Annotated in this window: 21 protein-coding genes; 4 read left to right on the forward strand and 17 right to left on the reverse strand. The window is 63.0% G+C overall.

Features of this window, described 5'->3' with window-relative positions:
- Positions 1-12: 12 nt before the first annotated feature.
- Complete coding sequence (locus HUK73_RS20280) at positions 13-1650, reverse strand: GMC family oxidoreductase (protein WP_176593654.1); 1638 nt, start codon at positions 1648-1650, stop codon at positions 13-15.
- Positions 1651-1924: 274 nt separating this feature from the next.
- On the opposite strand from HUK73_RS20280, the gene HUK73_RS20285 reads away from it, so the two are divergent.
- On the forward strand, positions 1925-3106 hold the full coding sequence (locus tag HUK73_RS20285; protein ID WP_176593655.1) for an aromatic ring-hydroxylating dioxygenase subunit alpha: 1182 nt from the start codon (positions 1925-1927) through the stop codon (positions 3104-3106).
- Positions 3107-3156: 50 nt separating this feature from the next.
- On the opposite strand, the gene HUK73_RS20290 is transcribed toward HUK73_RS20285, so the two are convergent.
- Together HUK73_RS20290 and HUK73_RS20295 are read right to left on the reverse strand one after the other, a co-directional pair.
- On the reverse strand, positions 3157-3558 hold the full coding sequence (locus HUK73_RS20290; RefSeq protein ID WP_176593656.1) for a GFA family protein: 402 nt from the start codon (positions 3556-3558) through the stop codon (positions 3157-3159).
- A 143-nt stretch (positions 3559-3701) separates the two neighbouring features.
- Positions 3702-4880, reverse strand: coding sequence for an acyl-CoA dehydrogenase family protein (locus HUK73_RS20295; protein WP_176593657.1), 1179 nt, complete (start codon positions 4878-4880; stop codon positions 3702-3704).
- Positions 4881-4975: 95 nt separating this feature from the next.
- Here HUK73_RS20295 and HUK73_RS20300 point away from each other — a divergent pair, with 95 nt between their 5' ends.
- Both HUK73_RS20300 and HUK73_RS20305 read left to right on the forward strand, forming a co-directional pair.
- Positions 4976-5644 (forward strand): GntR family transcriptional regulator, encoded by a 669-nt coding sequence (locus tag HUK73_RS20300; RefSeq protein WP_255326455.1) that lies wholly within the window; start codon positions 4976-4978, stop codon positions 5642-5644.
- A 47-nt stretch (positions 5645-5691) separates the two neighbouring features.
- Entirely contained in the window at positions 5692-6771 is a 1080-nt protein-coding gene (locus tag HUK73_RS20305) for a phosphotransferase (protein ID WP_176593659.1), read from the forward strand.
- A 19-nt stretch (positions 6772-6790) separates the two neighbouring features.
- Here the strand turns inward: HUK73_RS20305 and HUK73_RS20310 are convergent, their stop codons facing one another.
- From HUK73_RS20310 to HUK73_RS20320, 3 genes are read right to left on the reverse strand one after another with little or no spacing between them, the layout of a single operon-like run.
- Entirely contained in the window at positions 6791-8917 is a 2127-nt protein-coding gene (locus HUK73_RS20310) for a molybdopterin-dependent oxidoreductase (RefSeq protein WP_176593660.1), read from the reverse strand.
- 14 nt (positions 8918-8931) lie between these two features.
- Positions 8932-9696 (reverse strand): tyrosine-protein phosphatase, encoded by a 765-nt coding sequence (locus HUK73_RS20315; RefSeq protein ID WP_176593661.1) that lies wholly within the window; start codon positions 9694-9696, stop codon positions 8932-8934.
- A gap of 2 nt (positions 9697-9698) precedes the next feature.
- On the reverse strand, positions 9699-11150 hold the full coding sequence (locus HUK73_RS20320) for an aldehyde dehydrogenase family protein (protein WP_218036668.1): 1452 nt from the start codon (positions 11148-11150) through the stop codon (positions 9699-9701).
- 308 nt (positions 11151-11458) lie between these two features.
- On the opposite strand from HUK73_RS20320, the gene HUK73_RS20325 reads away from it, so the two are divergent.
- Positions 11459-12052, forward strand: coding sequence for a TetR/AcrR family transcriptional regulator (locus tag HUK73_RS20325; RefSeq protein WP_176593662.1), 594 nt, complete (start codon positions 11459-11461; stop codon positions 12050-12052).
- 4 nt (positions 12053-12056) lie between these two features.
- On the opposite strand, the gene HUK73_RS20330 is transcribed toward HUK73_RS20325, so the two are convergent.
- From HUK73_RS20330 to HUK73_RS20380, 11 genes are all read right to left on the reverse strand, one after another.
- Positions 12057-12959, reverse strand: a complete 903-nt coding sequence (locus tag HUK73_RS20330) for an alpha/beta fold hydrolase (protein ID WP_176593663.1) — start codon at positions 12957-12959, stop codon at positions 12057-12059.
- Positions 12956-13417, reverse strand: coding sequence for a thioesterase family protein (locus HUK73_RS20335; RefSeq protein WP_176593664.1), 462 nt, complete (start codon positions 13415-13417; stop codon positions 12956-12958). The genes HUK73_RS20330 and HUK73_RS20335 overlap by 4 nt, the downstream gene beginning before the upstream one ends.
- A gap of 16 nt (positions 13418-13433) precedes the next feature.
- Positions 13434-14156, reverse strand: a complete 723-nt coding sequence (locus HUK73_RS20340) for an SDR family NAD(P)-dependent oxidoreductase (protein WP_176593665.1) — start codon at positions 14154-14156, stop codon at positions 13434-13436.
- Entirely contained in the window at positions 14153-15202 is a 1050-nt protein-coding gene (locus HUK73_RS20345) for a phosphotransferase family protein (RefSeq protein ID WP_176593666.1), read from the reverse strand. Before HUK73_RS20345 ends, HUK73_RS20340 begins: the two co-directional genes overlap by 4 nt.
- On the reverse strand, positions 15199-15999 hold the full coding sequence (locus HUK73_RS20350) for an enoyl-CoA hydratase/isomerase family protein (RefSeq protein ID WP_176593667.1): 801 nt from the start codon (positions 15997-15999) through the stop codon (positions 15199-15201). Before HUK73_RS20350 ends, HUK73_RS20345 begins: the two co-directional genes overlap by 4 nt.
- Complete coding sequence (locus HUK73_RS20355) at positions 15996-16805, reverse strand: SDR family oxidoreductase (RefSeq protein WP_176593668.1); 810 nt, start codon at positions 16803-16805, stop codon at positions 15996-15998. The genes HUK73_RS20350 and HUK73_RS20355 overlap by 4 nt, the downstream gene beginning before the upstream one ends.
- 12 nt (positions 16806-16817) lie before the next feature.
- Complete coding sequence (locus HUK73_RS20360) at positions 16818-17696, reverse strand: crotonase/enoyl-CoA hydratase family protein (protein ID WP_176593669.1); 879 nt, start codon at positions 17694-17696, stop codon at positions 16818-16820.
- Positions 17697-17760: 64 nt separating this feature from the next.
- Positions 17761-18927: an acyl-CoA dehydrogenase family protein gene (locus tag HUK73_RS20365; RefSeq protein WP_176593670.1), complete on the reverse strand. Its 1167-nt coding sequence runs from the start codon at positions 18925-18927 to the stop codon at positions 17761-17763.
- 3 nt (positions 18928-18930) lie between these two features.
- Complete coding sequence (locus HUK73_RS20370; RefSeq protein WP_176593671.1) at positions 18931-19716, reverse strand: SDR family NAD(P)-dependent oxidoreductase; 786 nt, start codon at positions 19714-19716, stop codon at positions 18931-18933.
- A gap of 31 nt (positions 19717-19747) precedes the next feature.
- The gene (locus HUK73_RS20375) at positions 19748-21007 is read right to left on the reverse strand and encodes an acetyl-CoA C-acetyltransferase (protein ID WP_176593672.1); all 1260 of its coding nucleotides are present in this window, start codon (positions 21005-21007) and stop codon (positions 19748-19750) included.
- Between the two features lie 56 nt (positions 21008-21063).
- Positions 21064-23391, reverse strand: coding sequence for a CoA transferase (locus HUK73_RS20380; protein ID WP_176593673.1), 2328 nt, complete (start codon positions 23389-23391; stop codon positions 21064-21066).
- Positions 23392-23516: the final 125 nt, after the last annotated feature.

A 23516-nucleotide genomic window follows, 5' to 3' on the forward strand; every position in this document is an offset into this window, starting at 1 on the left:
CCGCCCCGTCCTTCAGGCGGCTTCCCGTTTCGGCAGCGCAGCCTTGCGGCGGATCACATCAGCGGCCCGCCAGGCCATGGCCATAGTCGGCCCCTGCGTATTGCCCGACGGCATCACCGGCATGACCGATGTGTCCATCACACGCAGCCCCTCGACGCCGCGTACCCGCAGTTCCGGATCGACCACCGAGTCGGCATCATTGCCCATCCGGCAAGTGCCCACGGTATGATAGCCGCAGGTCGCGAAGATGTCGTAGGCCTTCAATATTTCCTCATCGCTCTGATAGTCCGGCCCCGGATTGGTTTCCGCCACGATCATATCCTTGAGCGGCGGCTGAGTCGCGAATTTCCGGGCGGCATGCACCGCATCAATCATCGCGCGCCGGTCGAGCGCAGTCGCGCGATGATTGGCGATCGTCTCGGGCGCCGCCAGCGGATCGGTGTCGGTGATATGCACGCTGCCGGTCGACTCCGGCCGCAACGGATAGACCACCGCCGACATGCCGGGGAAAGGCTCTGTCGTCTTGCCCATCTTCGTGAAGTCGACGCTGTGCGGCGCGATCAGGAACTGGGTATCGGGCCGGTTAAGCCCCGGATTGCTCTTGAGCCAGGCACCCATGTCGAAGGTCGCAGAACTGAGCGGCCCCTTCCGGGTCAGCAGATAGCGCAGGATCGTCCGCAACAGCCGGAAACCGCGATGATCACGATTATAGCTGTGACTGGGGTCCCTCAGCTTCCACTGCATCAGCAAAGCACGATGCTCGATCATATGCTCGCCCACTTGCGGCAGCGGCGCCACGACATCGATGCAGAGCTTCGCCAGCCGGGCGGGGTCGCCGATGCCGGAACGCTCCAATATGCCGGGCGTCGCCATCGCGCCGCCGCACAGGATGGTTTCCGCACCGCGCACACTCTGCTCCGCGCTATCCTTGCGATATTGCACGCCGACCGCGCGCCTGCCCTCAAATAGCAGCTTGTCGACCGTCGCGCCCGAGATCACCGTGAGATTGGGCCGCTTGCGTGCAGGCTCCAGATAGGCCGTCGCTGCGCTTTGCCGCACGCCGCCCCAGATCGTCCGGGGATTATAGCCGATACCCTCATCATTATCGGGGAGGTTGATATCCTGTTTGACGGGCAGTCCCATGCTGCGGCCCGCCGCCAGTATCGCCTCATGCCATTTCATCCGCACATCCGGGCCAGGCAGAGAAATCCTGAGCGGCCCCTTGCCTCCCCGGTCCTGCCCCGCGCCCAATTCATGCTGCTCCAGCGCGGCATAGGCAGGCCCGATATGCTGCCAGCCCCAATCGTCGCTGGACAATTCGGCAATGGCGTCGAAATCGGCCGGTTGACCACGCACCCACATCAGCCCGTTGACCGATGTCGACCCGCCCATCACCTTGCCCCGCAGCCAATATTCCGTCTTGTTGGCGTTGGTTTCTTCCGGCTTAGTGGGATAGGTCCACAAATTGCTGGGCCGGTTCATCAGCAGCGCTACGGCCTTTGGAACCTTGTAGAGCGGATTCCTGTCGCTGCCGCCTGCCTCGATCAATGCGACCTTCACATCGGGGTCTTCGGTCAACCGATAGGCAAGCACGCATCCCGCGGCACCCGCGCCCACGATGACATAATCATAGTCCAGCCCATCAGCCATCTGCGTTATTCCTCATTCGGATTGGTCCACCACAAGGAGCAGCCCGGCCCGCAAATCAGCCAATTGCGCGAGTGCGGACAGAACCAGAATGTTGAACCTTTCATAATATTTAATTGTTTGATTATATCCATGATAACGAGCTTATTTCTGGTTCGCAATCGCCTGCGGCGCGATGCAGGGATAAATTTTGGGCATCGCGCCCCTTGATCTCTCTAACGAGTTAAGGCATATCTATCGTTATTAGTTTTAATGATGGATGAGGGAAGGAAGAGCGATGTCCACCACGACCGCGCCGCGTCCGAGTGAAAAGAACGTTCCGGTTCTAGATAGTCTTAGTACCGGCCAGATCGATGCGATCCGGCGCATTCCGCCGCATGCCGATGCTGAGGCGCCCGCGATCGACGCCCGCCGCCCGGCCGCCATTTTCTGCGACCAGGCGCGATTCGATCTGGAATGGGAAAAGCTCTTCCGGGCGGTGCCGGTCCCGGTCACGCTTTCCGCCCTCATTCCCGAACCGGGCAATCTGATTGCGGTCGAAAGCTACAACGTCCCGATCATCATTACCCGGGCGAAGGATGGCGAAGTCCGTGCGTTTCTCAACGCCTGCACGCACAAGGGATCGAAGCTGGTCGAACATTGCAACCCGCAGAGCGCGGCGCGCCTGACCTGCCCTTATCATGCCTGGACCTTTGGACTGGACGGCAAGTTGATCGGCGTACCCCGCGCGGAAACGATCGCCAATTTCTCGAAGGCGGACCGGCCGCTGGCGCAACTGCCCTGCCGTGAGGCGGGCGGACTGGTCTGGGTGGGGCTGGATCGTCATCGCAGCTATGATTTTTCGGCGATCGAAGGTCAGTTGGCGGAAGATCTGGGCGCGCTCAATCTGTCGGGCGGACATGTCTACGGCCGCAAGACGTTTGACCTGAAGGCCAATTGGAAACTGGTTCTTGAACCGTTTCTGGAAGGTTATCATGTCCAGCGCCTGCACGCGGAATCGGTGGGCCCAATGTTTGCCGATACGCCGACCATTACCGATCGACTTGGTCCACATTTCCGTCAGACATCAGGCAAGGTGAACTTCGATCCTTCCCTGATCACGCCGGAAGAGAATATCCATAAATCCGTCACCTTCGCCTATCAATTGATCCCGAATTGCGTCGTGATCACAAGTCCTTATTATATCAGCGTGATGATCCTCGCGCCGCGTGGCCCTGATCGCACGATAGTCGAATATGCGATGGTAACCCGCGAAGCGCCGGACAACCCGAAGGCCGAGGAACTGTTCGCCAAATCCTATGATATGATTCTGGGCGTTTTCGGCGGCGAAGATTTCCGCGCCGCAGAATTGTCGCAAGCCGGCCTTTCGACGGGCGCCATTGACGATGTGATCTATGTTGGACTGGAGGACAAGATTCCAGCCTTCTACGAAACGATAGAGCGTCATATCGACAGCTGACAGAAAGGGAAAAGGGACAGGACGGATCGATTTCCGTCCTGCCCTGACTGTCAGGGATTGCGTTCAAATTTGTGCTGACCTGCCGGCAACTCTACCCAGGGCATCGCCGTGGAAGTCCAGACGCTGACCGCAGGGACATAAGGTGAGGGATCATCCAGGGTCCCTGCCTTGACGATGAGCATGCCCTTGCCATCCGTGGGTTCGGAAAAAACCGACGAACCGCACGTGCCGCAGAATTTCCGCATCACCGGATTGCCCGAAAATGTGTCCTTATCCTCATAAACCGTCAGTTCGCCCTCCTGAGTGACAGCGGACGCCTTGAACAGCAGATTGACGGAAAAGGCACTGCCCGACTGCCGCTGACAATTACGGCAGTGGCACTGCGCGACCACTATCGGTTTCCCCTCGCAACGATAGCGCACCGCGCCGCAGTTGCACCCACCTTCTATCATTCCCTTGTTCCTTTCCTGCTGTGCTCGGGCAATATTTGAAATTGCCGTGTCATGGCCGCGCCTGGGACCGGTTCGATATACCGCAACAGAACATGCTGGAGCCGACTGGAACAGCCGGCTCCTCGCAAAATGCGGAAAACAGGTCAGCCATGCGCCTTCAGATAATCGCGCTTGATCTTCTTTGCGAGGCTCCATTTATGGACCTCGGTCGGACCGTCATAGATACGGAAGGCGCGGATTTCGCGGAACACCTGCTCGACGATCGTATCGCCGGTAACGCCCGTGCCTCCCATCACCTGCACGCAATTGTCGGCGATCTTCATCAGCGCCTCGCTGACCGCGACCTTCGCCATGGAGCTTTCCACCGTGCCCAGCGATCCGCTGTCGAGCACGCCGGCGCACCAGTCGATCATCAGTTCGCACTGCTGGAGCAGAATCATATTCTCGGCCAGCATGAAACCGACGCCCTCATGGTCGATCAGCAGCTTGCCGAAGGCTTCCCGCTTGCAGACATAAGCGGTCGCGATCTCCTGCGCCCGGCGGCAGCTCCCCAGCCAGCGCATGCAGTGCGAAAGCCGCGCAGGGCTAAGGCGGACCTGCGCATATTTGAAGCCCTCACCGCTCTGCCCCAGCATCTGATCGGCCGGCACGCACAGATTGTCGATCCTGAGGGTAGCATGCCCCCCCGGCATGGAGCTGTCGATCGTATCGGGCACTGCCTCGATCGTAATCGCCGGATCGGGCAGGTCGACCAGGAACATGCAGGCTCCCCCCGTCCCATCAGTAGCTTCGGACTTGGCCATGACGATGCCGACCTTAGCCCCCTGATAGCCGGTGATGAAGCGCTTACGGCCGTTGATCACCCAATGGTCGCCGTCCAGATGGCAGGTCGTCTTCATCATCGACGGGTCCGAACCTGCCCCGCCTTCGGACGCCGGTTCCGTCATCAGAAAGGCCGAGCGTGCGCGCCCATCGATCAGGGGTTTAAGGAAACGCGCCTTCTGCGCCTCCGTCCCGACATGGCCGAGCAGATACATATTGCCCTCGTCCGGCGCCATGGTGTTGACCGCCAGCGGCCCCAGCGGACTGAGGCCCGAGGGGATCAGCACGATCGCCGTCTCGCGCTGGGTCAGATGGCTGCCGTCCGGCAGGATGTGCGGGGTCAGAACGCCAGCGGCGCCCGCCCTTTCGCGCATCTCCATAACCAGCTCGTCGGACGGGCCATGATGCCCCTTGGCACGCGGATCCTGTTCATAAGGGACAACGACATCCCGCACGAAGGCTTCCACCTTGGCGGCAATGGACAATGCACGATCGGTCACGAGTCACTCCTGTGTTGCGCCTCTTTCATGCTACATGATTGTAGAACAATCAATTGGAACTTGCTGTTTGAACAATGTGTGGCGATAGAGAAGCCATGGACGATCTCTCTGCCGGAACAGTGCAACGCGTATATCAGGGCCTGCTGGCCGATCTCGACCATGGCCGCATGGTGCCGGGCCAGAGGCTGGTCGAAACCGATCTGGCGGCGCGCTTCGGCGCGGGGCGCAATGCTGTGCGGGAAGCAATGCAGAGGCTGGCTGCACGCGGCGTGGTCGATCTGTCCCGCAACCGTTCGCCCGCCATCCGTCGACTGGACGAGGACGAGACGATGGAGGTGCTGACCGTCGCTCAGGCCATGACGGCGCTGGTACTGAGCGCGGCGGCCACGCATTTCGACAGCGCGAGCCATGGCGCGGCGCTGGACGATATTCGGGCCCAACTGGAGGCGGCGGCGGGCGAGGATGAGATCGCCGATTTCGGCCGGGCGAGGCGGCAATTCTACCGCGTGCTGCTCGACATTGGCGGCAATCGGGAACTGAAGCGCCTCTTCCCCGCCATCGCCATGCACATCATCTACGCACAATATCCGAGCCGACGGCTGCGCGGCATCCGCCTGACCGACTATCGGGAGATGATCGAGGCCGTACGCCGTAGCGATGCGGAGCAGGCTGCGGCGGCCGGGGGCCAGCATGTCGAGCATGTCCGCACCGTCATTGCCGAGCAGCTTGCAAGGCAAAGGCTGGAGGCCAGCGCGTCGCCCTGAAACAAGGAAAGGGCCAGCCAAAGGCCGATAAATGAGAGGAAAAACCGATGCCGGATGTGAGCGCGGCGCTGTTACCACCGGAGTCCATCGACGCCATATCCGCCAAGTGGATGACGGCGGCTTTGAGCACCAACTTCCCCGGAACGGAGGTCACTTCGGTCACAGTCGGGACAGTCATCCATGGCACGGCGACCAAGGTACGGCTGCTGCTCACCTATAATGACGAAGGGCATCGCCACCGCCTGCCGCCGACCATGTGGCTCAAGGCCGGTTACGAACCCCATGCCGAGCAGCAAATGGCGGTCTATGCGGGCGAAACCTGTTTTTATCGCGATCTGGCCCGGACGATGGAGATCGGCTGCCCGATCGCCTATTTTTCCTACACCGACAGCGCGACAGCCGGTTCCACGCTGATCCTTGAAGATCTGATGGCACGCAATGCGACCTTCGGCAACGCGACCCGACCGATTTCACCGACACAGGCAGCCGCGATGCTCGACCTGCTTTCCACGCTGCACGCCCGCTATTGGCGCGATCCGTTTCTCGATACGCTGGGCTGGCTGAACGGCGGCGGCGTACTGCTTGAAAGCGGCGTACCAGACATGGTCTATAACCAGAGCAATTTCGACCGGATGCTCAACCTGCCGCGCGGTGCGTTCATCGCTCCGGAACTGCGCGACCGCGAGAAGCTGAAGGCACTGCTCATCCGCCTGCTGGAGCATGACCGCGACCACGCCCTTTGCCTCGTCCACGGCGACCCGCATCTGGGCAACAGCTTCTGGCTGCCTGATGGCTCGCCCGGTTTTCTCGACTGGCAGACGGCGATGCACGGCTATTGGGCACATGATGTCGCCTATGCCATCACTGTTAGCCTGAGCGTCGCGGACCGCCGCCATGCCGAACGCGATCTGATCGACCATTATCTCACAAGGATGTGGGAAAAGGGCGTGACGGAACTGTCCTTCGACGCCGCCTGGCTCGATTATCGGCGCCATGCTTTCTACGCGCTTTGCTATGCCTATTGCCCGCCGGAATTGCAGGTGGAGGAGGTGTGCATTGCCAATGCGGAGCGGGTATCGGCGGCGCTGCTGGACCTGCGCTCGATCGAGGCATGGGGCGAGCCATGAGGGAGCGGCGAGCCGCTGATCAGCGGGCGCGCACCTCCACGTCGAACCCCTCCAGATAGCTCATGCCGCTGACCTGCTCAGCCATGTCCGGCGTAGCAGGCGTGATCGCATTGATGTTGCCGCCGGGCTGACCATTGGCCAGTTCCCAGCCGCCGCGATGCCCCCAGCCATGCGGATAGGCGACTGCTCCCGGCCGGATCGCGTCCGTCACCCTGGCCGTCACATCGATGCTGCCCCATTGCGATTGCAGTGTAACCGGACCGCCGTCGACGATGTTGCGGCTCTGCGCGTCCTCGGGATGGATCAGCAGACGCGGCTCATCGCTGCGCACCAGCCTGGATACATTGTGCATCCAGCTGTTGATCGACCGCAGACGCCTTTCATTGACGAAGCGCAGCGCGCCCACATCGCGCGGCGGCGCGGTGCGCAGGCGGTCGATCTCCGCCGCGGCAACGTCCGACCAGAGGTGAATCTTGCGGTCGGCATGGCCGATGCGCTTGCAGAAATCGAAATCCCAGCGCCCACCCTCGATCATCATCCCATGCCGCGCGGCCTTGATCTTCTCCAGCGTCAGGCCATGACGCTGTCCCTCCACGCCACCCCGCAAGGCCGCGTCGGCCATGGCGAAGGGGTCGACGCCCTCGAACACCGCGCCGCGCCCCATACGGCGGCAGAGATCGCTCAATATGTCCAGTTCGCTCCGCGTGTCACCCACCGGCGGGATCACCGCGCGGACATATTGGACGAAGGGCCGGACCATATGGTTCATGAAGAACTGGTTGATGTCATCCCGCTCCAGCGCGGTTGTCACCGGCAGGATATAATGGGCATGGCGGGTCGATTCCGTGACATAGAGGTCCAGCGCGACCATCAGGTCCAGCCCGGCAAAGCCCTCGGCCAGATGCGGCCCGCCGGGCATCGACATGACCGGGTTGGCGCCGATCAGAAACAGGCTCTTGATCTGGCCCTTGCCCGGCGTCAGCATCTCCTCGCGGAAGGTGAGGCTGGATTGCGCGCCCCAAACGCTGGGGATGCCGCTCACCCGTGAGGGGCGTTTATTGTAGGCGGCCGGTCCCTTGATCCCCTCGAACTGCGCATCGGTCGCGGTGCCGCCATGCCCCCAGCCAAGGCCGCCGGGCCGATGGAATTTGCCCGACACGACGTTCAGCGCCAGCAGGAAGATGTTGGTGAGCGTCGAGAAACTGCCCCGGCATATGCCGATCCGCCCCATCGCCGCCGCCCCCGGCGCCGTGGCAAATTCGCGGGCCATGGTACGGATAATGTCGGCAGAAACGCCGCACTGGTCCGCCGCGATCTCCGGCATGATCCAGCCGAGCGCGGCGGAAAATTCTTCCCAGCCGGTGCAATGCTCCGCCAGAAAAGCCTGATCGGCCAACCCTTCCCCGACAATCACCGAGAGCATCGCGCCCAGCAGCCAGACGTCGCTATCCGGCCTGACCGCGACATGCTCGAACTTCGCGGCGGTTTCGGTGCGGCGCGGATCGACCACGATCACCCGGCCCCGCGCCGCAATCGCCTCCAGATCCTCGCGGATGCGCGGCGCGATCATCAGCGACCCGTGGCTGACAAGGGGATTGGAGCCGAAGATCAGCAAATGCGTACATTGCGGCAGATCGGGAAAGAGGAAGGCATGGCTTCCGAACATCAACTCGCCCGCCAGCACCGGCGTCGAAATATCCTCCGACGAGGGGGTATAGAGGCGTTTGCACGCCATCGCCCGCGCAAATAGCCCGATCGCCATGGCGCTGGGCCAGCCGAGGCTGGGCGGATTGCCGCTGTTGAGCGCGAAACTGTCTGGCCCATGCGTCTCCATGGAGGCGGAAAGCCGCGCGGCGATGTCGTCCAGCGCTTCGTCCCAACTGACCGGCACAAATTCGCCAGGTCCGCCGATGCGCTTCAGCGGTCGGGTCACGCGATCAGGATCATGCGCAACCTCGGCCAGAGCCGGACCCTTGACACAGATATGGCCCTGCGTGTGGGGATTGTCGCGGTCCGGCACAACCTTGATGATGCGCCCGTCCTTGACCGTGGCAACCATGCCGCACAGCGCCTCGCAGATGCGGCAATAGGTGATATGGGCGCCATCCGCGCCCGGTTCGGTCTGGAATGCATCTGTCGTCGACATTGCCTGTCTCCGCTTCAGTCCACATCGGGTTCCGTCAGCGCCTCACGCAGGGCGCGACGCCCCTGCTCATTTATCCCGAGGACGGACTCAAAATATCCCTCCATCCCGCCGCAGCGGCGCCCCACTTCCACAAAGCTCGCCTCCAGATAGGCCGGATCGGCCATCAGGGCGGCCCGCACATGGGGCGTTCGCACATCCCAGCGGAAAGCCCGCTCGGCCATCGCCATCAGCCCGTCCAGCGCCCCATTGGTCGCCAGATAGTCGGTGAGGATATCCTCCCTCGACACGCCAATCTGCGAGAGCAGCAACGCGGCAGCAACGCCGGTCCGGTCCTTGCCCGCCGCGCAGCCGAAGACGATCGGCGCGCGCCCATCGATCACACGGCGGACGATCTCGCCTATGGACTGGGCATGACTGAAGGGAATTTGGGCGTAAAGCGCCTGCATGGCCTCCACAACCTCAGCCTGCGACGCTTCGGTTCGCCGGATCAGCCCATTGATCGCGGCAGAGCTTGTGGCATTGGCATCGCCCCAGGGATCAGCGTCAATGGCATCCAGCCAGAGATAGGGATGCGCCGTCCGCTCGGCCGCGCTGCGCAGGTCCACCACCGACCGGATACCGAGCGCCCGCAACTGATCCACGCAGCTTTCGGTCAACCGGGTCAGATCACCCGTTCGGTAGAGCATAGCAGGGCGCAGGCGCCGTCCCTCGCCCGCCGGCAGAGGCGCAATCTCCCGGAAATTTTGAGCCTTGAGCGTCAGGACGGGCACCTCAACCATGATCAGACGGCGTCCGCGACAAGATCTGCGCCCGCCACCGCCGCGACACCGGGCAGCGTTACCCGCGACTGCACGCTCATATATTCCAGCAGGCCAAGCTGACCGTTTTCGACGCCGAAGCCCGACTGTTTGTGACCACCCATCGGCTGATCCGGCGGGGCATCCATGATCGTGTTGACCCAGGAGGCCGCACAGTCGAGCCGATCCGCTATGGCAGAGGCCCGCTCCACATCATTGGACCAGACCGATCCTCCCAGCCCATAGGGCGTGCCATTGGCGCGGGCGATCACATCCTCGACATCGGTGAAACGCATGACCGGCAGAACCGGACCGAATTGTTCCTCCTGCACGATCTCCGCATCATCGGCCGGGTCCTCGACCACGGTGATGGGGAAGAAGAAACCAGCACCGCCCGATGGCGCCTCCGCCTGATGCAGCCTATATCCGGCCGTTCGCGCATTGTCCGCGAGCCGCTTGACCCGTTCGAACTGCGCCCGGTTCTGGATCGGGCCAAGGGTGACACCGGCATCCACGCCATTGCCCATGGTCTGCGACCGGGCCACCGCCATGAAGGCCGCCAGAAACGCATCGAAAATATCGGCATGGACATAGAGGCGCTTGGCCGCGACGCAGATCTGGCCGCTGTTGAGCATCGATCCCCAGAACAGCTTCTCCGCGACGGCTTCCACATCCACATCGGACAGGACGATGGCCGGGTCATTGCCGCCCAGTTCCAGCGTGAAGCGCGTGATCCGCTCCGCCGCCGACTGCATGATGCGGCGACCGGTCACGGTCGACCCGGTAAAGCTGATCTTGTCGACGCCGGGATGGGCGGTAATCCAGGGCCCGACCTCATCGCCGCCGCTGACGATGTTGACGACCCCGGCGGGCAGAATGTCGCGGATCAGTTCGCCAAAACGCAAGGTCGCGAGCGGCGTGGTCGGCGCGGGTTTCAGGACGATGCAATTGCCGGCCGTAACAGCGGGCGCGATCTTCATCAGTGCCGTCAGCAACGGATAGTTCCACGGCACGATCGCGCCGACGACACCCAACGGCAAATGGCGGATGGTCACGCGGCGCGAGTCATCACCCCACGCCTCTTGCGGAAGCGAAAAGCCTTCAACCGCCGCTGCCCAATAGGCCGCGCCCTGCAACTCACCCTCGGCCGCCGCCAGCGGCTTGCCCTGCTCCAGGGTCAGCAATCGAATGAGTTCCTCGCCATTCTCCGTAATGGCCTGCGCGAGTGCAGCGACCATCTTCTTGCGCTCATCGAACGGACGCGCGCTCCAGCCAGGGAAGGCGGTACGGGCGGCAGCAACCGCCTCGTCCAATTGCTCGCGGCTGCAACCGGGCGCCTCTCCGATTATCTCTTCCGTGGCGGGGTTGAGCACCGCTACCGGCGCCTCCTGGCCCGCGACGCCCTTGCCGCCAATTGTCATTTGAGGGGTGATCATGCCCAAGCTCTCCTATGGCCCTTCCGCGCGTCAGAATCGCATATCACGAATTGACTGATTAATTAAATCCTAGCCCAATCCACATTGAGGAAACAAGGGCAAGCGCATGCGCTGATGATTTTCCCGAACGTCCCAAACCCCGTTCATATGGCAGCGAAGAACGCCCACTCAACCATGCCCCGCCTGAGGACGACGACAGCTTGCCTAACCCTGCGACGGATGCAAAATAGGGAACGCAAAACAGGGAGGAACATTTGCCACGGCCGAGCACACCATTGATTTCACGCCAAAGGGCGGCTGAGGCCGCGTTGGAAATTGTGGACGAAGTGGGTCTGGACAATCTCAGCCTGACGAAAGTCGCGCAACGACTGGGTGTCAAATCGCCATCGCTCTATTATCATTTTCACGACAAGGATGAGCTACTGGCGGAAGTCGCCCGTATCTTGCTGCTCAAGATCCCGAACCTGCACCCCGACGACGGCCCGTTCGAAGAATGGATCGTAACCCTTTGCGTTGCAACCCGCCGCACGATCCTTCGGCATCCGAATGCCGCGCCCTTGATGCTGCAATTCTTCCCGCGCCATTTGCTGCTGGAGGCCTATGAAAGAACGGCGCAAGTCTACAACTATCCGCCAGCTTACAAGCTTGCGATTCTGGAGGGTACAGAAAAGCTGACCTTCGGATCGGCCCTGTTCGCAGCAGCGGCGATCACCAGAGGTCGTGCGCCGATGCCTGAAGTTGATCCCGGTCGACTGCCCCATTTCAGCGAGGCGCTGGAGAGCAACGCCTTTGATGAAGAGGCACTGTTTGCCGAAACCGTACGCATCTATCTGGCTGGAGCAGCAGCGCGGGTGGAGCGCGACGAAATCGGCCAGCCTTTAGGCCAGCAAGCGGTCGCCTGACGCCTTATGCCCCCGCCGCTTGCGTGAGGGGGATGGTCCGCGTCAGGAAATCAATGACTCCCCGATTGAAGGCATCGTTGCGGTCGCCGGCCACCATATGTCCGGCACCCGCGACATCGACCACCTCCAGTTGCGGCATCATCGTGCGAAATGCGGCAACGCCCGTATCGCTGACAATGTCGCTGCGCAGGCCGCGGATCAGCAGAACCGGAAGCCCGGTCAGCCGCGCCATCTGATCAGCCGATGCCACCAACAGATCATGATGCGCTCTGGCGACCGACGGATTGGCCATGATTTGCGGGTCCCAATGCCAGTAAAGCCGTCCGTCCGGCTTCAGACGAAGATTGCGCATCAGCCCGCTCGGATCATTGGGTCGGGGGCGGTCGGGATTATAGGCGGCGACCGCCTCGATCGCTTCGTCCAGCGACGCAAAACCGTCCGTGTTGCTGCTCATGAAATCGACGATCCGCGCGACGCCCTGCATTTCCGCATGGGGTACGATATCAACCAGCACCACCGCCTGCGGCCTCAGGCCGAGCGCAACGGCATGGATCGACGTGGCGCCACCCAAAGAGGCACCCACCAGAACAAAGGGTCCATCGAACGTGTCCGTAATCGCCCGCAGATCGGCCACGCGGTCATCGAGCGTATAGGCGCCGCTGGACGACCAGTCGCTGTCGCCATGCCCCCGCGCATCATAGTTGATGACCTGATAGCCCCGCTCAATCAACACGCGCGTCGCACCCGACCAGCTATGCCGGGTCTGACCGCCACCATGCATCAGGATGATCACTGGCGCGCCATCCGGACCGCCGACATCCGCACTCAGTCGCACACCGTCCGGCGCACGATAGCTGCGTACATGCGTGAGCCGATTTTCGGGCGGATTGTTTCGTTCGATCGTCATGGATATTCCTCCGCCGCAGTGCAGCGCAGTCCTTCCAGCGCCTCCCGTTCGGCTTCCAGAAGCTGTTGGGACTGTCCTTGCCGTGCCTTCACCAGAACCGCTTCGGCCACGGCAAAGCACTGGTCCTGCTGAAAAGCGGCCTGGGACACGACATAGGAGCTTCTGCCGATGCTGCGCACCCCGCTCGCAATCTCTACCGCGCCAGGATAATGGGCCTCGCGAATATAGTCGATCGTGACATTGGCAAAGAGAAGCTGCCATCCGTCCGGAGCGTTGATCATGTGGCGGACACCAAATATCTGGATATTGAGGTCCGCCCGCCCTTCCTCGAAATAACGCCCGGTCGCGCCGTTATTCAGATGCCGAAACGCGTCCATGTCGCTGAAGAGAATGCGCGTCGAAAAGCGTCGCGCATAACTACTCGGCAGCAAGCGCCATGGCTCGTCCTTCAGCGCCAAATCTCATCTCCCACGGTCAGCGCAGCAGATAGCCGCCGTCGATGACGATCGCCTGGCCCACAATATAGGCCGTCTCTGGCGACGCGAGGAACAGCACTGTCGCCGCAACCTCCTCCGGCCGGCCCACCCGGCGGGCGGGAATCTGACGGAGGAAATCGGCCGACAGCGCATCCTCGGTGCGGGCCCAGTCGATAATCTGCGTATCAACGAACCCCGGCGCGACGGCGTTCACACGGATGCCATCCCTCAGCCATTTATCCGCAATCGACTTGGAAAAGCCGAGCAGCCCCCATTTGCTCGCCGTATAGGCAGGCTGGTCGCGCAGGGCGATGAAGCTGCCCACCGAGGCGACATTGATGATGACGCCCTTGGCCGCCGCAAGCCGGTCGCGGAAGCGGTAGCAGAGGTCGACCGGCGCGTTCTGGTTGATCTCTATGACCTCGCAATAGCCGTCATAGTCATATTCGTTCTCGCCCGCTGACCCTGCATTGTTGACAAGGATATCGATCCGGTCGAACGCATCGGACAGCGCCGCCCGCTCCGCCGTATCCTGCATGCGCACACGATGGTAGCGAAAGGCGCTGAGATCACCCGGATAGTCCGAAGGCGCCGCACGGGTTCCCGTGATATGCACTTGCGCGCCCGCATCGGCAAAGGCCTGCGCCGTGGCAAGGCCGATGCCCTGCGTGCCGCCCGTCACCAGCACGGTCTTGCCGGAAAAATCGAACTTTACGCTCATCGTCCCTCCTCCGCGATGCGCCGGGCGATGGCGGCAAGGATATCCATATTCTTGACCATCTCCGCCGCCTCGGCCGAAGAGGCGGTGCCGCGCAGCATCCGGCCCTTGATGCCGTGGATGATCGCAGCGAGCCGGAACAGGTTGAAGATGATGTAAACGTCGAGATGGGCGATGCTCTCGCGCCCCGTGCGTCGGCAATAGGCCGCCACATAATCCTCTTCGCTCGGCATCCCCAGCGCCTTCAGGTCGCGGTCGGCCAAGCCCCATTTGATGACCGAGGGAACGCGATACATCATGCAATTATAGGTGAAATCGACCACCGGATGGCCCAGCGTCGACAGTTCCCAGTCCAGCACGGCGATGACGCGCGGCTCGGTCGGGTGGAAGATCATATTGTCGATGCGATAGTCGCCATGGACGACGCTGATCGCCTCATCATCAGGCGCATGGGCAGGAAGCCATTCCACCAGAAAATCGAGGTCCGCCGTCGGCCCGGCCAGCTCATCCTCGCGATATTGCCGCGACCAGCGCTCGATCTGCCGCTGGAGATAGCGGCCCGGCCGGCCATAATCGCCAAGGCCGATCGCTTCCGGATCGAAATTGTGGAGCTGCGCCAAGGTCGCGCCCATGGCATCCTGATGCGCGCCGCGCTGACCATCGGGCACGCCGGGGAAATCGCCCTCCCAGAAAATACGCCCCGCCACCATGTCCATGACATAGAACCAGCTACCAATCACGCTGTCGTCGGTGCAAAGCGCATGGACACGCGGCACCGGAAAGCCCTGCTGCCCCAGCGCCTGCATCACCCGCGCTTCACGGTCGACGGCATGCGCGCCCTTCAGCAATTGCCCCGCGGGCTTGCGCCGCATGACATATTGGCCGCTCGGCGCGGTCAGCTTGAAGGTCGGGTTGGACTGGCCGCCGCTGAACTGCTCAACGGTGAGCGGGCCGCGAAAACCCGCAACATTCGCCTCCATCCAACGCTCCAGCGCCGCCACTTCAAAGCGGGCGTTGGCGCGGACTTCTATGGTCTCGGGGCCGCTCATGCCTGCCCTCCCCGAACAAGCTCGCTGGCATAGGCGGGTCGACGCTTCTCGAAAAAGGCCGCAACGCCCTCCGCGAAATCGGGCGTTCCCGAACAGATCACCTGATTGCGATCTTCCATGGCGATGGCATGCTCCAGGCTCGGCGCATCGATCGCCATGCGCAGACACTCCTTGGTAAGCCGCAAACCCAAGGGCGAGGTTGTCAGCATGGAATCGATGATCGGCTCGGCCGCCGCCTCAAGCGCGTCATCCGCCACGACGCGGCTCACGAGGCCCAGTTGCAACGCCCGGTCGGCCTGAATGAAATCGCCGGTCATCATCAGTTCAGCGGCGACGCTGGCGCCCACCAGCCGGGGCAGGAAATAGGAAACGCCAATGTCGCAGGCCGACAGGCCCAGCCGAATGAAGGCCGCATTCATCCGCGCACTTTCCCCGGCGATGCGGATGTCCGAGGCCAGCGCCATGGCGAAACCTCCCCCGCAAGCCGGGCCATGGACCAGACTGATGATCGCCTGCGGGCAATAGCGCATCTTCATGACGATCTCGGCGATCCGGCGCTGCAAGGCGAAGCGCTCGTCCACGCTGGGCGTGTCCTCGGCGCCGATGTCGAGGTCCAGCCCCGCGCAAAAGGCGCGCCCTGCACCGCGCAGCACAACGATGCGGGTGTCCTTATTCTGCGGCAGATCGCTGAAATAGCCATGCAGCGCATCGATCAGTTCGCGGTTCAGCGCATTCAATCGGTCGGGCCGGTCCAGCGTCACCCAGTCGACCGTCCCGCGCTTTTCGATCCTGATCATTTCTGCCTCTCCGGCACGGTCAGCGCATCGGCCGAGGCATCGCCCAGCAACAGCCCGCCATCCACCTCCAGCACGACGCCGGTGATATAACGCGCATTGTCGCTCGCCAGGAACAGCGCCGCATCGGCAATGTCCCGCTTGGCGCCATAGTCGCGCAGCGGCAAGCGCCGCTTGATCGCGTTGGTGGCTTCGTCCGTGGGCGCAAGGCGGGCCATGCCCTCGGTATCACCGATCGGGCCGGGCGCGATCGCATTGACGCGGATGCCCGCCGGACCCCATTCCATCGCCAGCGTCTCGGTGAGGTTGTTGATCCCCGCCTTGGCCGCGCTGGCATGGGCCTGGAACATGATCGGGCGCTTGGCCTGACCCGCCGTGATCGAAATCAGGCAGGCGCCGGGCTTGCGCAGATGGTCAAAAGACCCACGCAGCACATTGAAGGTACCGAGTAGATCGATCTCGACCACCGTGCGGAACGCGTTGGCGGAAAGACCCACGGCGGGCGAGAGAAAATTGCCCGCCGCGCCGGAGATCACGACGTCGATCGGCCCCCAGCGTTCAACCGTCGCCGCATAGGCCCGCGTCACCGCATCATAATCGCGCACATCCGCCGCCAGACCGATGCAGTCCGCTCCGGTCGCCCGGACCTCTTCCGCCGCCGCCGCGATACGCTCCTCGCTGCGGCTGATCAGCGCGACATTGGCGCCCATCTCTCCGAAGCGATGGGCAATGCCCAGATTGATGCCGGAGGAGCCTCCAGCCACGAACACCGTGCGTCCCTTGAACGCGCCTTCGCGAAACAGGTCCATCACTCTTCCCCTTCAGTTATAGGCCGGTTCTTCCCACCACGGGAAATAATCGGGCATGTCCGACGACACTCTGTCCGGGAAGCGCGCCGGGCGCTTTTCGAGGAAGGCGGTCACGCCCTCCGCCACATCGCCGCTGCGGCCACGCGAGAGGATGCCTCGGCTGTCGATCCTGTGCGCCTCCATCGGGTGGCTCATGCCAAGGCCACGCCAGACCATCTGGCGGATCAACGCGACGGAGACGGGTGCGGTATTGTCGGCAATCTCCCGCGCCAAAGCGCGCGCGGCCGGCAACAGATCCTCGGGCGCATGCAGCGAGCGGACCAACCCGCCCGCCTTGGCTTCCGCCGCGTCGAACACCCGTCCGGTCGCGCACCATTCCATCGCCTGCGACACGCCGACGACGCGCGGCAGGAACCAGGCCGAAGCCGCCTCATTGACGATACCGCGCCGTGCAAAGACGAAGCCCATGCGCGCATTGTCGCTGGCGAGGCGGATATCCATGGGCAGCGTCATGGTCGCGCCAATGCCGACCGCCGGGCCATTGATCGCGGCAATCACCGGCTTCAGGCACTGAAAGATGCGCAGGGTCACACGCCCGCCGCCATCGCGCGCCGCATCGACCGAATAGTTGAGCGAGCCGTCCGCCCGGACCACATCCCCCTCGAACACAAAGGCATTGGTGCCTTCCGAGAGATCGGCCCCGGCACAGAAAGCGCGCCCTTCGCCGGTAAAGATCACCGCGCGTACCGCATCGTCGGCATCGACCCGGTCGAGCGCGTCGATAACTTCGGCCATCATCTTTTCGGTAAAGGCGTTGAGCTTTTCGGGCCGATGCAGGGTGATCGTGGCGACCCCATCCTCGACTTCATAGCGGATGGTTTCATAGCTCATGGCTTTACTCTCCTGTCCTGCGTGCCGGCGCGAAGGCCAGCCACCTATTCTGACCTGCCGCCGCTCAATCCTCCAGCGTTCGGGCGATCAGCAGCTTCATGATTTCGGTCGTGCCGCCATAGATACGCTTCACACGCACATCCTTGTAGAGCTGGGCGATCGGATATTCGTTCATATAGCCATAGCCGCCGAAAAATTGCTGGCAGCGGTCGACGATCGACTGGGCGCGCTCAGACGTCCAATATTTCGCCATGCTCGCCGTCGCGGCGTCCAGTTGCCCGGCCAGATATTTCTCCATGCAATCATCGACGAACAGCCGCGCGACCACCGCCTCGGTCTTGCAATCGGCCAGCGTGAACTGGGTGTTCTGGAAATCCAGCACCCGCTTGCCGAAAGCCTTGCGCTCGCGGACATAGTCAAGCGTGCAATCGAGCGCCTTCTCGATGATCGCCATGCATTCGACCGCGATGATGAGGCGCTCTTTGGGCAACTCCTTCATCAGCTGGACCATGCCCTTGCCCTCGACCCCGCCGAGCAGATTGTCGGCAGGCACCTGGACATCGTCGAAATAGAGTTCGGACGTATCGCCCATCTCCAGCCCGACCTTGTCGAGATTGCGCCCGCGCGAGAAGCCCGGTGCGTCCTCTGTCTCCACCACCAGCAGCGAGATGCCCTTGCTGCCGGCATGGGGATCCGTCTTGGCGACGACGATGATCAGATTGGCGTGCTGACCATTGGTGATGAAGGTCTTCTGCCCGTTGATCGCATAGCCGTTGCCGCTCGCCGTCGCCGTGGTGCGAATGCCCTGAAGGTCAGAGCCAGTGCCCGGCTCGGTCATGGCGATGGCGGTCACATAACGGCCGGAGACGATGCCCGGCAGCCAGCGCTGCTTCTGCTCTTGCGTGCCATAATGCTGGATATAGCCGCCGCAGATTGCATTGTGCAGCGGCACGCCCCAGCCTTCGGCGCCGAGCAGGCCAAGGCGGCGGATCAGCACCGCCTCATGGCGGAAATCGCCGCCCGCACCATCATATTCCGGCGCGATCGACAGGCCGAGCAGGCCCGCCTGCGCCATTTCATCCCAGGCCGCGCGTTCGACAATGCCATCCTCACGCCACTGCTGGAGCCGCTCGGGCGGCACCTTGTCGGCAAGGAAGCGCGAAACCGACTCGTCGAACATGACGAGTTCCTCGTCCATCCAACGGGACGGCGTGTCGAACAGCCCGGCCATGGATCAGCGCGGCGCCATCCGGATGCCGCCGTCCAGGCGCACATCCTCACCGTTGAAATAGCCATTTTCGATCATCATGAGCGCGAGCCTGGCATATTCGGCCGGATCGCCCAAGCGCTTGGGGAAGGGCACCGAAGCCGACAGGGCATCGACCACCTTCTGCCCGGCGCCCAGCATCAGCGGGGTCATGAAGATGCCCGGCAGGATGGTGTTGACGCGGATGCCCTCGCCCATCAGGTCGCGCGCGACGGGCAGGGTCAGGCTGGTGACGCCGCCCTTGGACGCGGAATAGGCCGCCTGGCCCATCTGCCCATCCTCCGCCGCGACCGAGGCGGTCATGACGATGGCGCCACGATCATTGTCGCCTTCCAGCGTGTCGAGCGTCAGCATGCCGGCGGCCGACTGCGCCACGCAGCGGAAGGTGCCGACAAGGTTGATCTGGATGATCCTGTTGAAATCGGCGGCCTGGAAGAATTTGATCGAACCGTCTTCCTTGGAGCGGCTGGCGGTCTTGATTGCATTGCCGGTGCCCGCGCAGCAGACCAGCACGCGCTCCTGTCCATGGGCGGCGCGTGCCTTCTCGAAGCCCGCCGCGACGCTGGCATCGTCCGTCACATCGACCTTGCAGAAAGTACCGCCGATTTCCGCGGCGACCGCCTCGCCCCGTTCCTCATTGAGGTCGAAGATCGCGACCTTGACCCCCTTGGCGGCCAGCGCACGCGCGGTCGCTTCGCCCAAGCCCGATGCCGCGCCGGTAATGACGGCGGCGGTGTTGCTATTCAGTTCCATGTTTTTTGCCCCTCCTGCGGGATTTTGAATCTCAGCCGTCGATGCGTTCGACGATAATCGCGGGCGCCATGCCGCCCGCCGCGCACATGGTGACAAGACCATAGCGACCGCCGGTGCGCTCCAGCTCATCGACCACCGTACCGATCAGGATCGCGCCGGTCGCACCGATGGGATGGCCGAGCGCAATCGAGCCGCCGTTCACATTGACCTTCGAGCGATCAAGCTCCAGATCGCGCATGAACTTCTCCGCCACCACGGCGAAGGCTTCGTTGATCTCCCAAAGGTCGATATCGTCCTTGGTCAGTCCCGCCTTGGCGAGCGCCTTCTTCGCGGCCGGGACCGGAGCATTCAGCATCAGCGTCGGATCGTCGCCGATATTGGCGGTCGCCACGATGCGGGCGCGGGCCTTCAACCCATGCTTTTCGGCATAGTCGCGCGAGGCGATCAGCACCGCCGCCGCACCGTCGACCACGCCCGAGCTGTTGCCGGCATGATGGACATGCTCGATCTGAAGGTCGGGATAGCGGCGGTTGATCTGCTTGCGGAAGGTCGACCCCTTATCGTCATAGGGATAATCGGCCAGCGCGGTGAAAGCGGGCTTCAATTGGGCCAGCCCCTCGGCCGTGGTTTCGGGGCGCGGATATTCGTCCTTGGCCAGGATCACATGGCCTTCATCATCCGTCACCGGGACGAGCGACTTGTCGAAACGGCCCTCGGATATGGCGATGGCGGCCTTGCGCTGGCTTTCCAGACCCAGCGCGTCGAGCGTCTCGCGGCTGATGCCTTCCATCGTCGCGATCGCGTCGCCGCACACGCCCTGATGCGATTGCGGATGCAGCGCGTCGAGATGGTCGTTCAGCGAACCCATCAGCGGCGGGGCCATGCCCGCGGCAGCCTCTTCCGCGCCGATGGTCGCGGTATAGCTCATCATCTCGACGCCGCCCGCGACGACCAGATCTTCCATGCCGCTCATCACCTGCGCGGCGGCCAGGCTGACCGCCGAAATGCCACCACCGCAGAAGCGATCAAGCGTCATGCCGCTCGCGGTGATGGCATAGCCCGCATCGAGCGCCGCCATGCGGCCGAGATCGCCGCCCTGCTTGCCGCGCTGCGCGGAGGTCGACCAGATGACGTCGTCCACATCGGCAGTGTTGAGACTGTTGCGCTCCGCAATGGCTTTGAGGACCGTGGCGGCCAGATGTTGCGGATGCAGATGGGCGAGCGCGCCCTTCCCGACCTTACCGATGCCGCGCGGCGTGCGGACTGCGTCGATGATGAGAGCTTCAGACATAGGACTTCCTGTTCAAGCGACTATGCCACTCGGGTTAACTGCTTACTTAATTAACGTCAAGCGCCTCCTGCGGAAATCGCCGCGCGGGTCTTTTCGATGGCCTCCCATTCGGCCGGATCGACTGATTCCAGCACGCCCGAAGCCAGCAACGCGTCGATCGCGGCGGGGTCGAGGGACAGCCAATCCGCCATCACTTCCCCGCTATGTTCACCCGCAAGCGGCGCCGGGCGAGTCGCCGCGTCAGCGGTCGCCTGGCTGGTGGCGTGGCGGCGCTCCGCGACCACATCTTCGTGGAGATAGGGCTGGCTTTCCGTCCGAAAGAAATGCCGCTCCTGATAATAGACAAAGTCGGGCTGCTCGCTGACCCGCAGCATCGGCGCGGCCGCCACGCCTCTCGCCTGAAGCGCTGACGCCGCTTCGAACGGCGAACGGCCGGCCAGCCAGGCCTTCAGCGCGGCGTCGATCTCCGGCTGCGCGGCGCGGCGCTTGGCCGGACTCGACAGCTTTTCACCCGCCGCATAGCCGATGACGTCGCACAAGGCCCGCCAGCTCGCCTCGCCATCGACCGTGACCACGCACCATGCGTCGTCGCCAGCGGCGGGATAGACGCCCCAGGGATGGTCCGGCGCCTGCCCGGTCGGCTCACCGATTGACACACGGGCGACATCCGCCGCGAAATGGCCGAGCATGACTTCCGACTGGGCAACGCTCACCGTACCCCCCCGCCCGGTGCGCAAACGGCGGATCAACAGCGCGGTCGCCCCCATGGCGCCAATGCGTCCAGCCACATGGTCGGGATAGATGGTGATGGAATCGCAAAAACCCTCCGGATCGTCGGGATAGCGCCATGCCAGCGTCAGGCCGGTTGCCGCGCGCACCAGCGGTCCATAACCCATGCGGCCGCTCCACGGACCAGTGGAACCGAAGGCCGAACTGTCGACCATGATGATGCGCGGATTGACCGCCGTCACATCCTCATAGCCAAGACCAAGGCTCTCCATCGTGCCGGGCTTGAAGTTGGACATGATGATGTCGGCCTGCGCGGCCAGTTCCAGAAACAGGTGGCGGCCTTCGGGGTCGCGCAGGTTAAGGCCAAGGCTGCGCTTGTTGCGGTGCCCAGCGGCGAAGCTGACCGACATGCCATAGGGCAGATAGGATTGGCGGTTTCCGTCGGGATAGGCGCGCGACTCCACCTTGACGACATCGGCACCCTGATCGCCCAGCAGCCGCGATTGCTCCGCCCCCACCACAATCACGCCGAGGTCAAGGATGCGCAGCCCGTCAAAAGGCCGCGCCAAGCCGGGTTCGAGGGGCTGGCCGCTCTCAAAGGCAGGGGCCTTGTCACCGCTCCCAATTCCGGCGCGATGGCCGTCCAGGCAGATCATGCCGTTCGGCAACTTCGCCACGCGCCCATCGGGCATTGGCAGCGACGCAATCGCCCCGCGCTCTCGCATATGCGCCGTCTCGATACATTCGTCGAAGGTCAGAACCGCCGAAACCGGAACACCGAAGGTCTTGCCGCCCGCTTCGATTTCATCCCGACTCTTGTCCGCGAAAAAGGCGGTGATGGCCGGCAGCAGGTCAGGCGACTTGTAGCGGAAAGCGGTTTTCTCGAAATCGGGCGAGGCGAATTGCGCCGGCTCGCCCATCCAGCGGAACATGCCCTGCCACTGGCGCTTGGCGAGCAGGCAGATGCGCACATGCCCATCGGCGCAACGCAGGATGGGATATTGGAAGCCCTTTGCCGGCCGGTCGCGCGACAGCAGCTTGGCGGGCTTGCCCATGGTCGCGCTGCCGCCGACGCCATAGCCGGGGTCCAGCGCCTGCACCGCGCCGTCCAGCGCGGAAAAGTCGATATGGTCGCCAACCCCGCTCCGCAGAGTATGATAGAGGGCCGTGACAAGGGTATAAGCGGCCTGCGACGCCGCGCATTGATAGGCAAGATCCCCCGGCGGGATCAACGGCTCGCGCCCGCGAATGCCGGAGCGCGCGAGTTCGCCGGACAGGGCATGCAGCACCGGTCCCGATCCCTTCCAGTCGACCAGCGAGGTGTTGCTGCCGAAATCGCTGACCGTCATGGCGACCAGTCCTGGACGCACCTGCACCAGCGCCGCCAGATCGATCGGCTGATCCCCATCCACAACCACGATATGAGCGGCATCAATCAGCGCGACGGCATCGGGATGGTTGACTTCGATCCTGTGGCGCCGCTTGCCCGCATTGGCAGCGAAATCCTCTACCGCGTCGGCCAGTGCATCGTGACCGTCCAGCCGGTCGACCTGCGCCCCCAATTCAGCGAGATAGCGCGTGATCGACGCAAGCGGCCCGCGTACGAGATCGACAACGCAAATGCCGGAGAGCGGAAGGTCAAGAGTTTCAGCCATTTTCTAATCCCGAATATATCGCCTTGATCTTATTCCGGGACGGGTTTCTGTCGATCGCGATTCCCGGCTTGCGATGATTGTCCTTATCCCTGAACGAAGTCGCAGGATATATTGATTATGCAATT

The sequence above is a fragment of the Sphingobium sp. EM0848 genome (assembly GCF_013375555.1).
Lineage (GTDB): Bacteria > Pseudomonadota > Alphaproteobacteria > Sphingomonadales > Sphingomonadaceae > Sphingobium.

Excerpts from the sequence above, each read along its gene's own strand:
- HUK73_RS20280 (WP_176593654.1), bottom strand. The coding sequence starts at position 1,650 with ATGGCTGATGGGCTGGACTATGATTATGTCATCGTGGGCGCGGGTGCC.
- HUK73_RS20285 (WP_176593655.1), top strand. The coding sequence starts at position 1,925 with ATGTCCACCACGACCGCGCCGCGTCCGAGTGAAAAGAACGTTCCGGTT.
- HUK73_RS20290 (WP_176593656.1), bottom strand. The coding sequence starts at position 3,558 with ATGATAGAAGGTGGGTGCAACTGCGGCGCGGTGCGCTATCGTTGCGAG.
- HUK73_RS20300 (WP_255326455.1), top strand. The coding sequence starts at position 4,976 with ATGGACGATCTCTCTGCCGGAACAGTGCAACGCGTATATCAGGGCCTG.
- HUK73_RS20305 (WP_176593659.1), top strand. The coding sequence starts at position 5,692 with ATGCCGGATGTGAGCGCGGCGCTGTTACCACCGGAGTCCATCGACGCC.
- HUK73_RS20310 (WP_176593660.1), bottom strand. The coding sequence starts at position 8,917 with ATGTCGACGACAGATGCATTCCAGACCGAACCGGGCGCGGATGGCGCC.
- HUK73_RS20315 (WP_176593661.1), bottom strand. The coding sequence starts at position 9,696 with ATGGTTGAGGTGCCCGTCCTGACGCTCAAGGCTCAAAATTTCCGGGAG.
- HUK73_RS20320 (WP_218036668.1), bottom strand. The coding sequence starts at position 11,150 with ATGATCACCCCTCAAATGACAATTGGCGGCAAGGGCGTCGCGGGCCAG.
- HUK73_RS20330 (WP_176593663.1), bottom strand. The coding sequence starts at position 12,959 with ATGACGATCGAACGAAACAATCCGCCCGAAAATCGGCTCACGCATGTA.
- HUK73_RS20340 (WP_176593665.1), bottom strand. The coding sequence starts at position 14,156 with ATGAGCGTAAAGTTCGATTTTTCCGGCAAGACCGTGCTGGTGACGGGC.
- HUK73_RS20345 (WP_176593666.1), bottom strand. The coding sequence starts at position 15,202 with ATGAGCGGCCCCGAGACCATAGAAGTCCGCGCCAACGCCCGCTTTGAA.
- HUK73_RS20350 (WP_176593667.1), bottom strand. The coding sequence starts at position 15,999 with ATGATCAGGATCGAAAAGCGCGGGACGGTCGACTGGGTGACGCTGGAC.
- HUK73_RS20355 (WP_176593668.1), bottom strand. The coding sequence starts at position 16,805 with ATGGACCTGTTTCGCGAAGGCGCGTTCAAGGGACGCACGGTGTTCGTG.
- HUK73_RS20360 (WP_176593669.1), bottom strand. The coding sequence starts at position 17,696 with ATGAGCTATGAAACCATCCGCTATGAAGTCGAGGATGGGGTCGCCACG.
- HUK73_RS20365 (WP_176593670.1), bottom strand. The coding sequence starts at position 18,927 with ATGGCCGGGCTGTTCGACACGCCGTCCCGTTGGATGGACGAGGAACTC.
- HUK73_RS20370 (WP_176593671.1), bottom strand. The coding sequence starts at position 19,716 with ATGGAACTGAATAGCAACACCGCCGCCGTCATTACCGGCGCGGCATCG.
- HUK73_RS20375 (WP_176593672.1), bottom strand. The coding sequence starts at position 21,007 with ATGTCTGAAGCTCTCATCATCGACGCAGTCCGCACGCCGCGCGGCATC.
- HUK73_RS20380 (WP_176593673.1), bottom strand. The coding sequence starts at position 23,391 with ATGGCTGAAACTCTTGACCTTCCGCTCTCCGGCATTTGCGTTGTCGAT.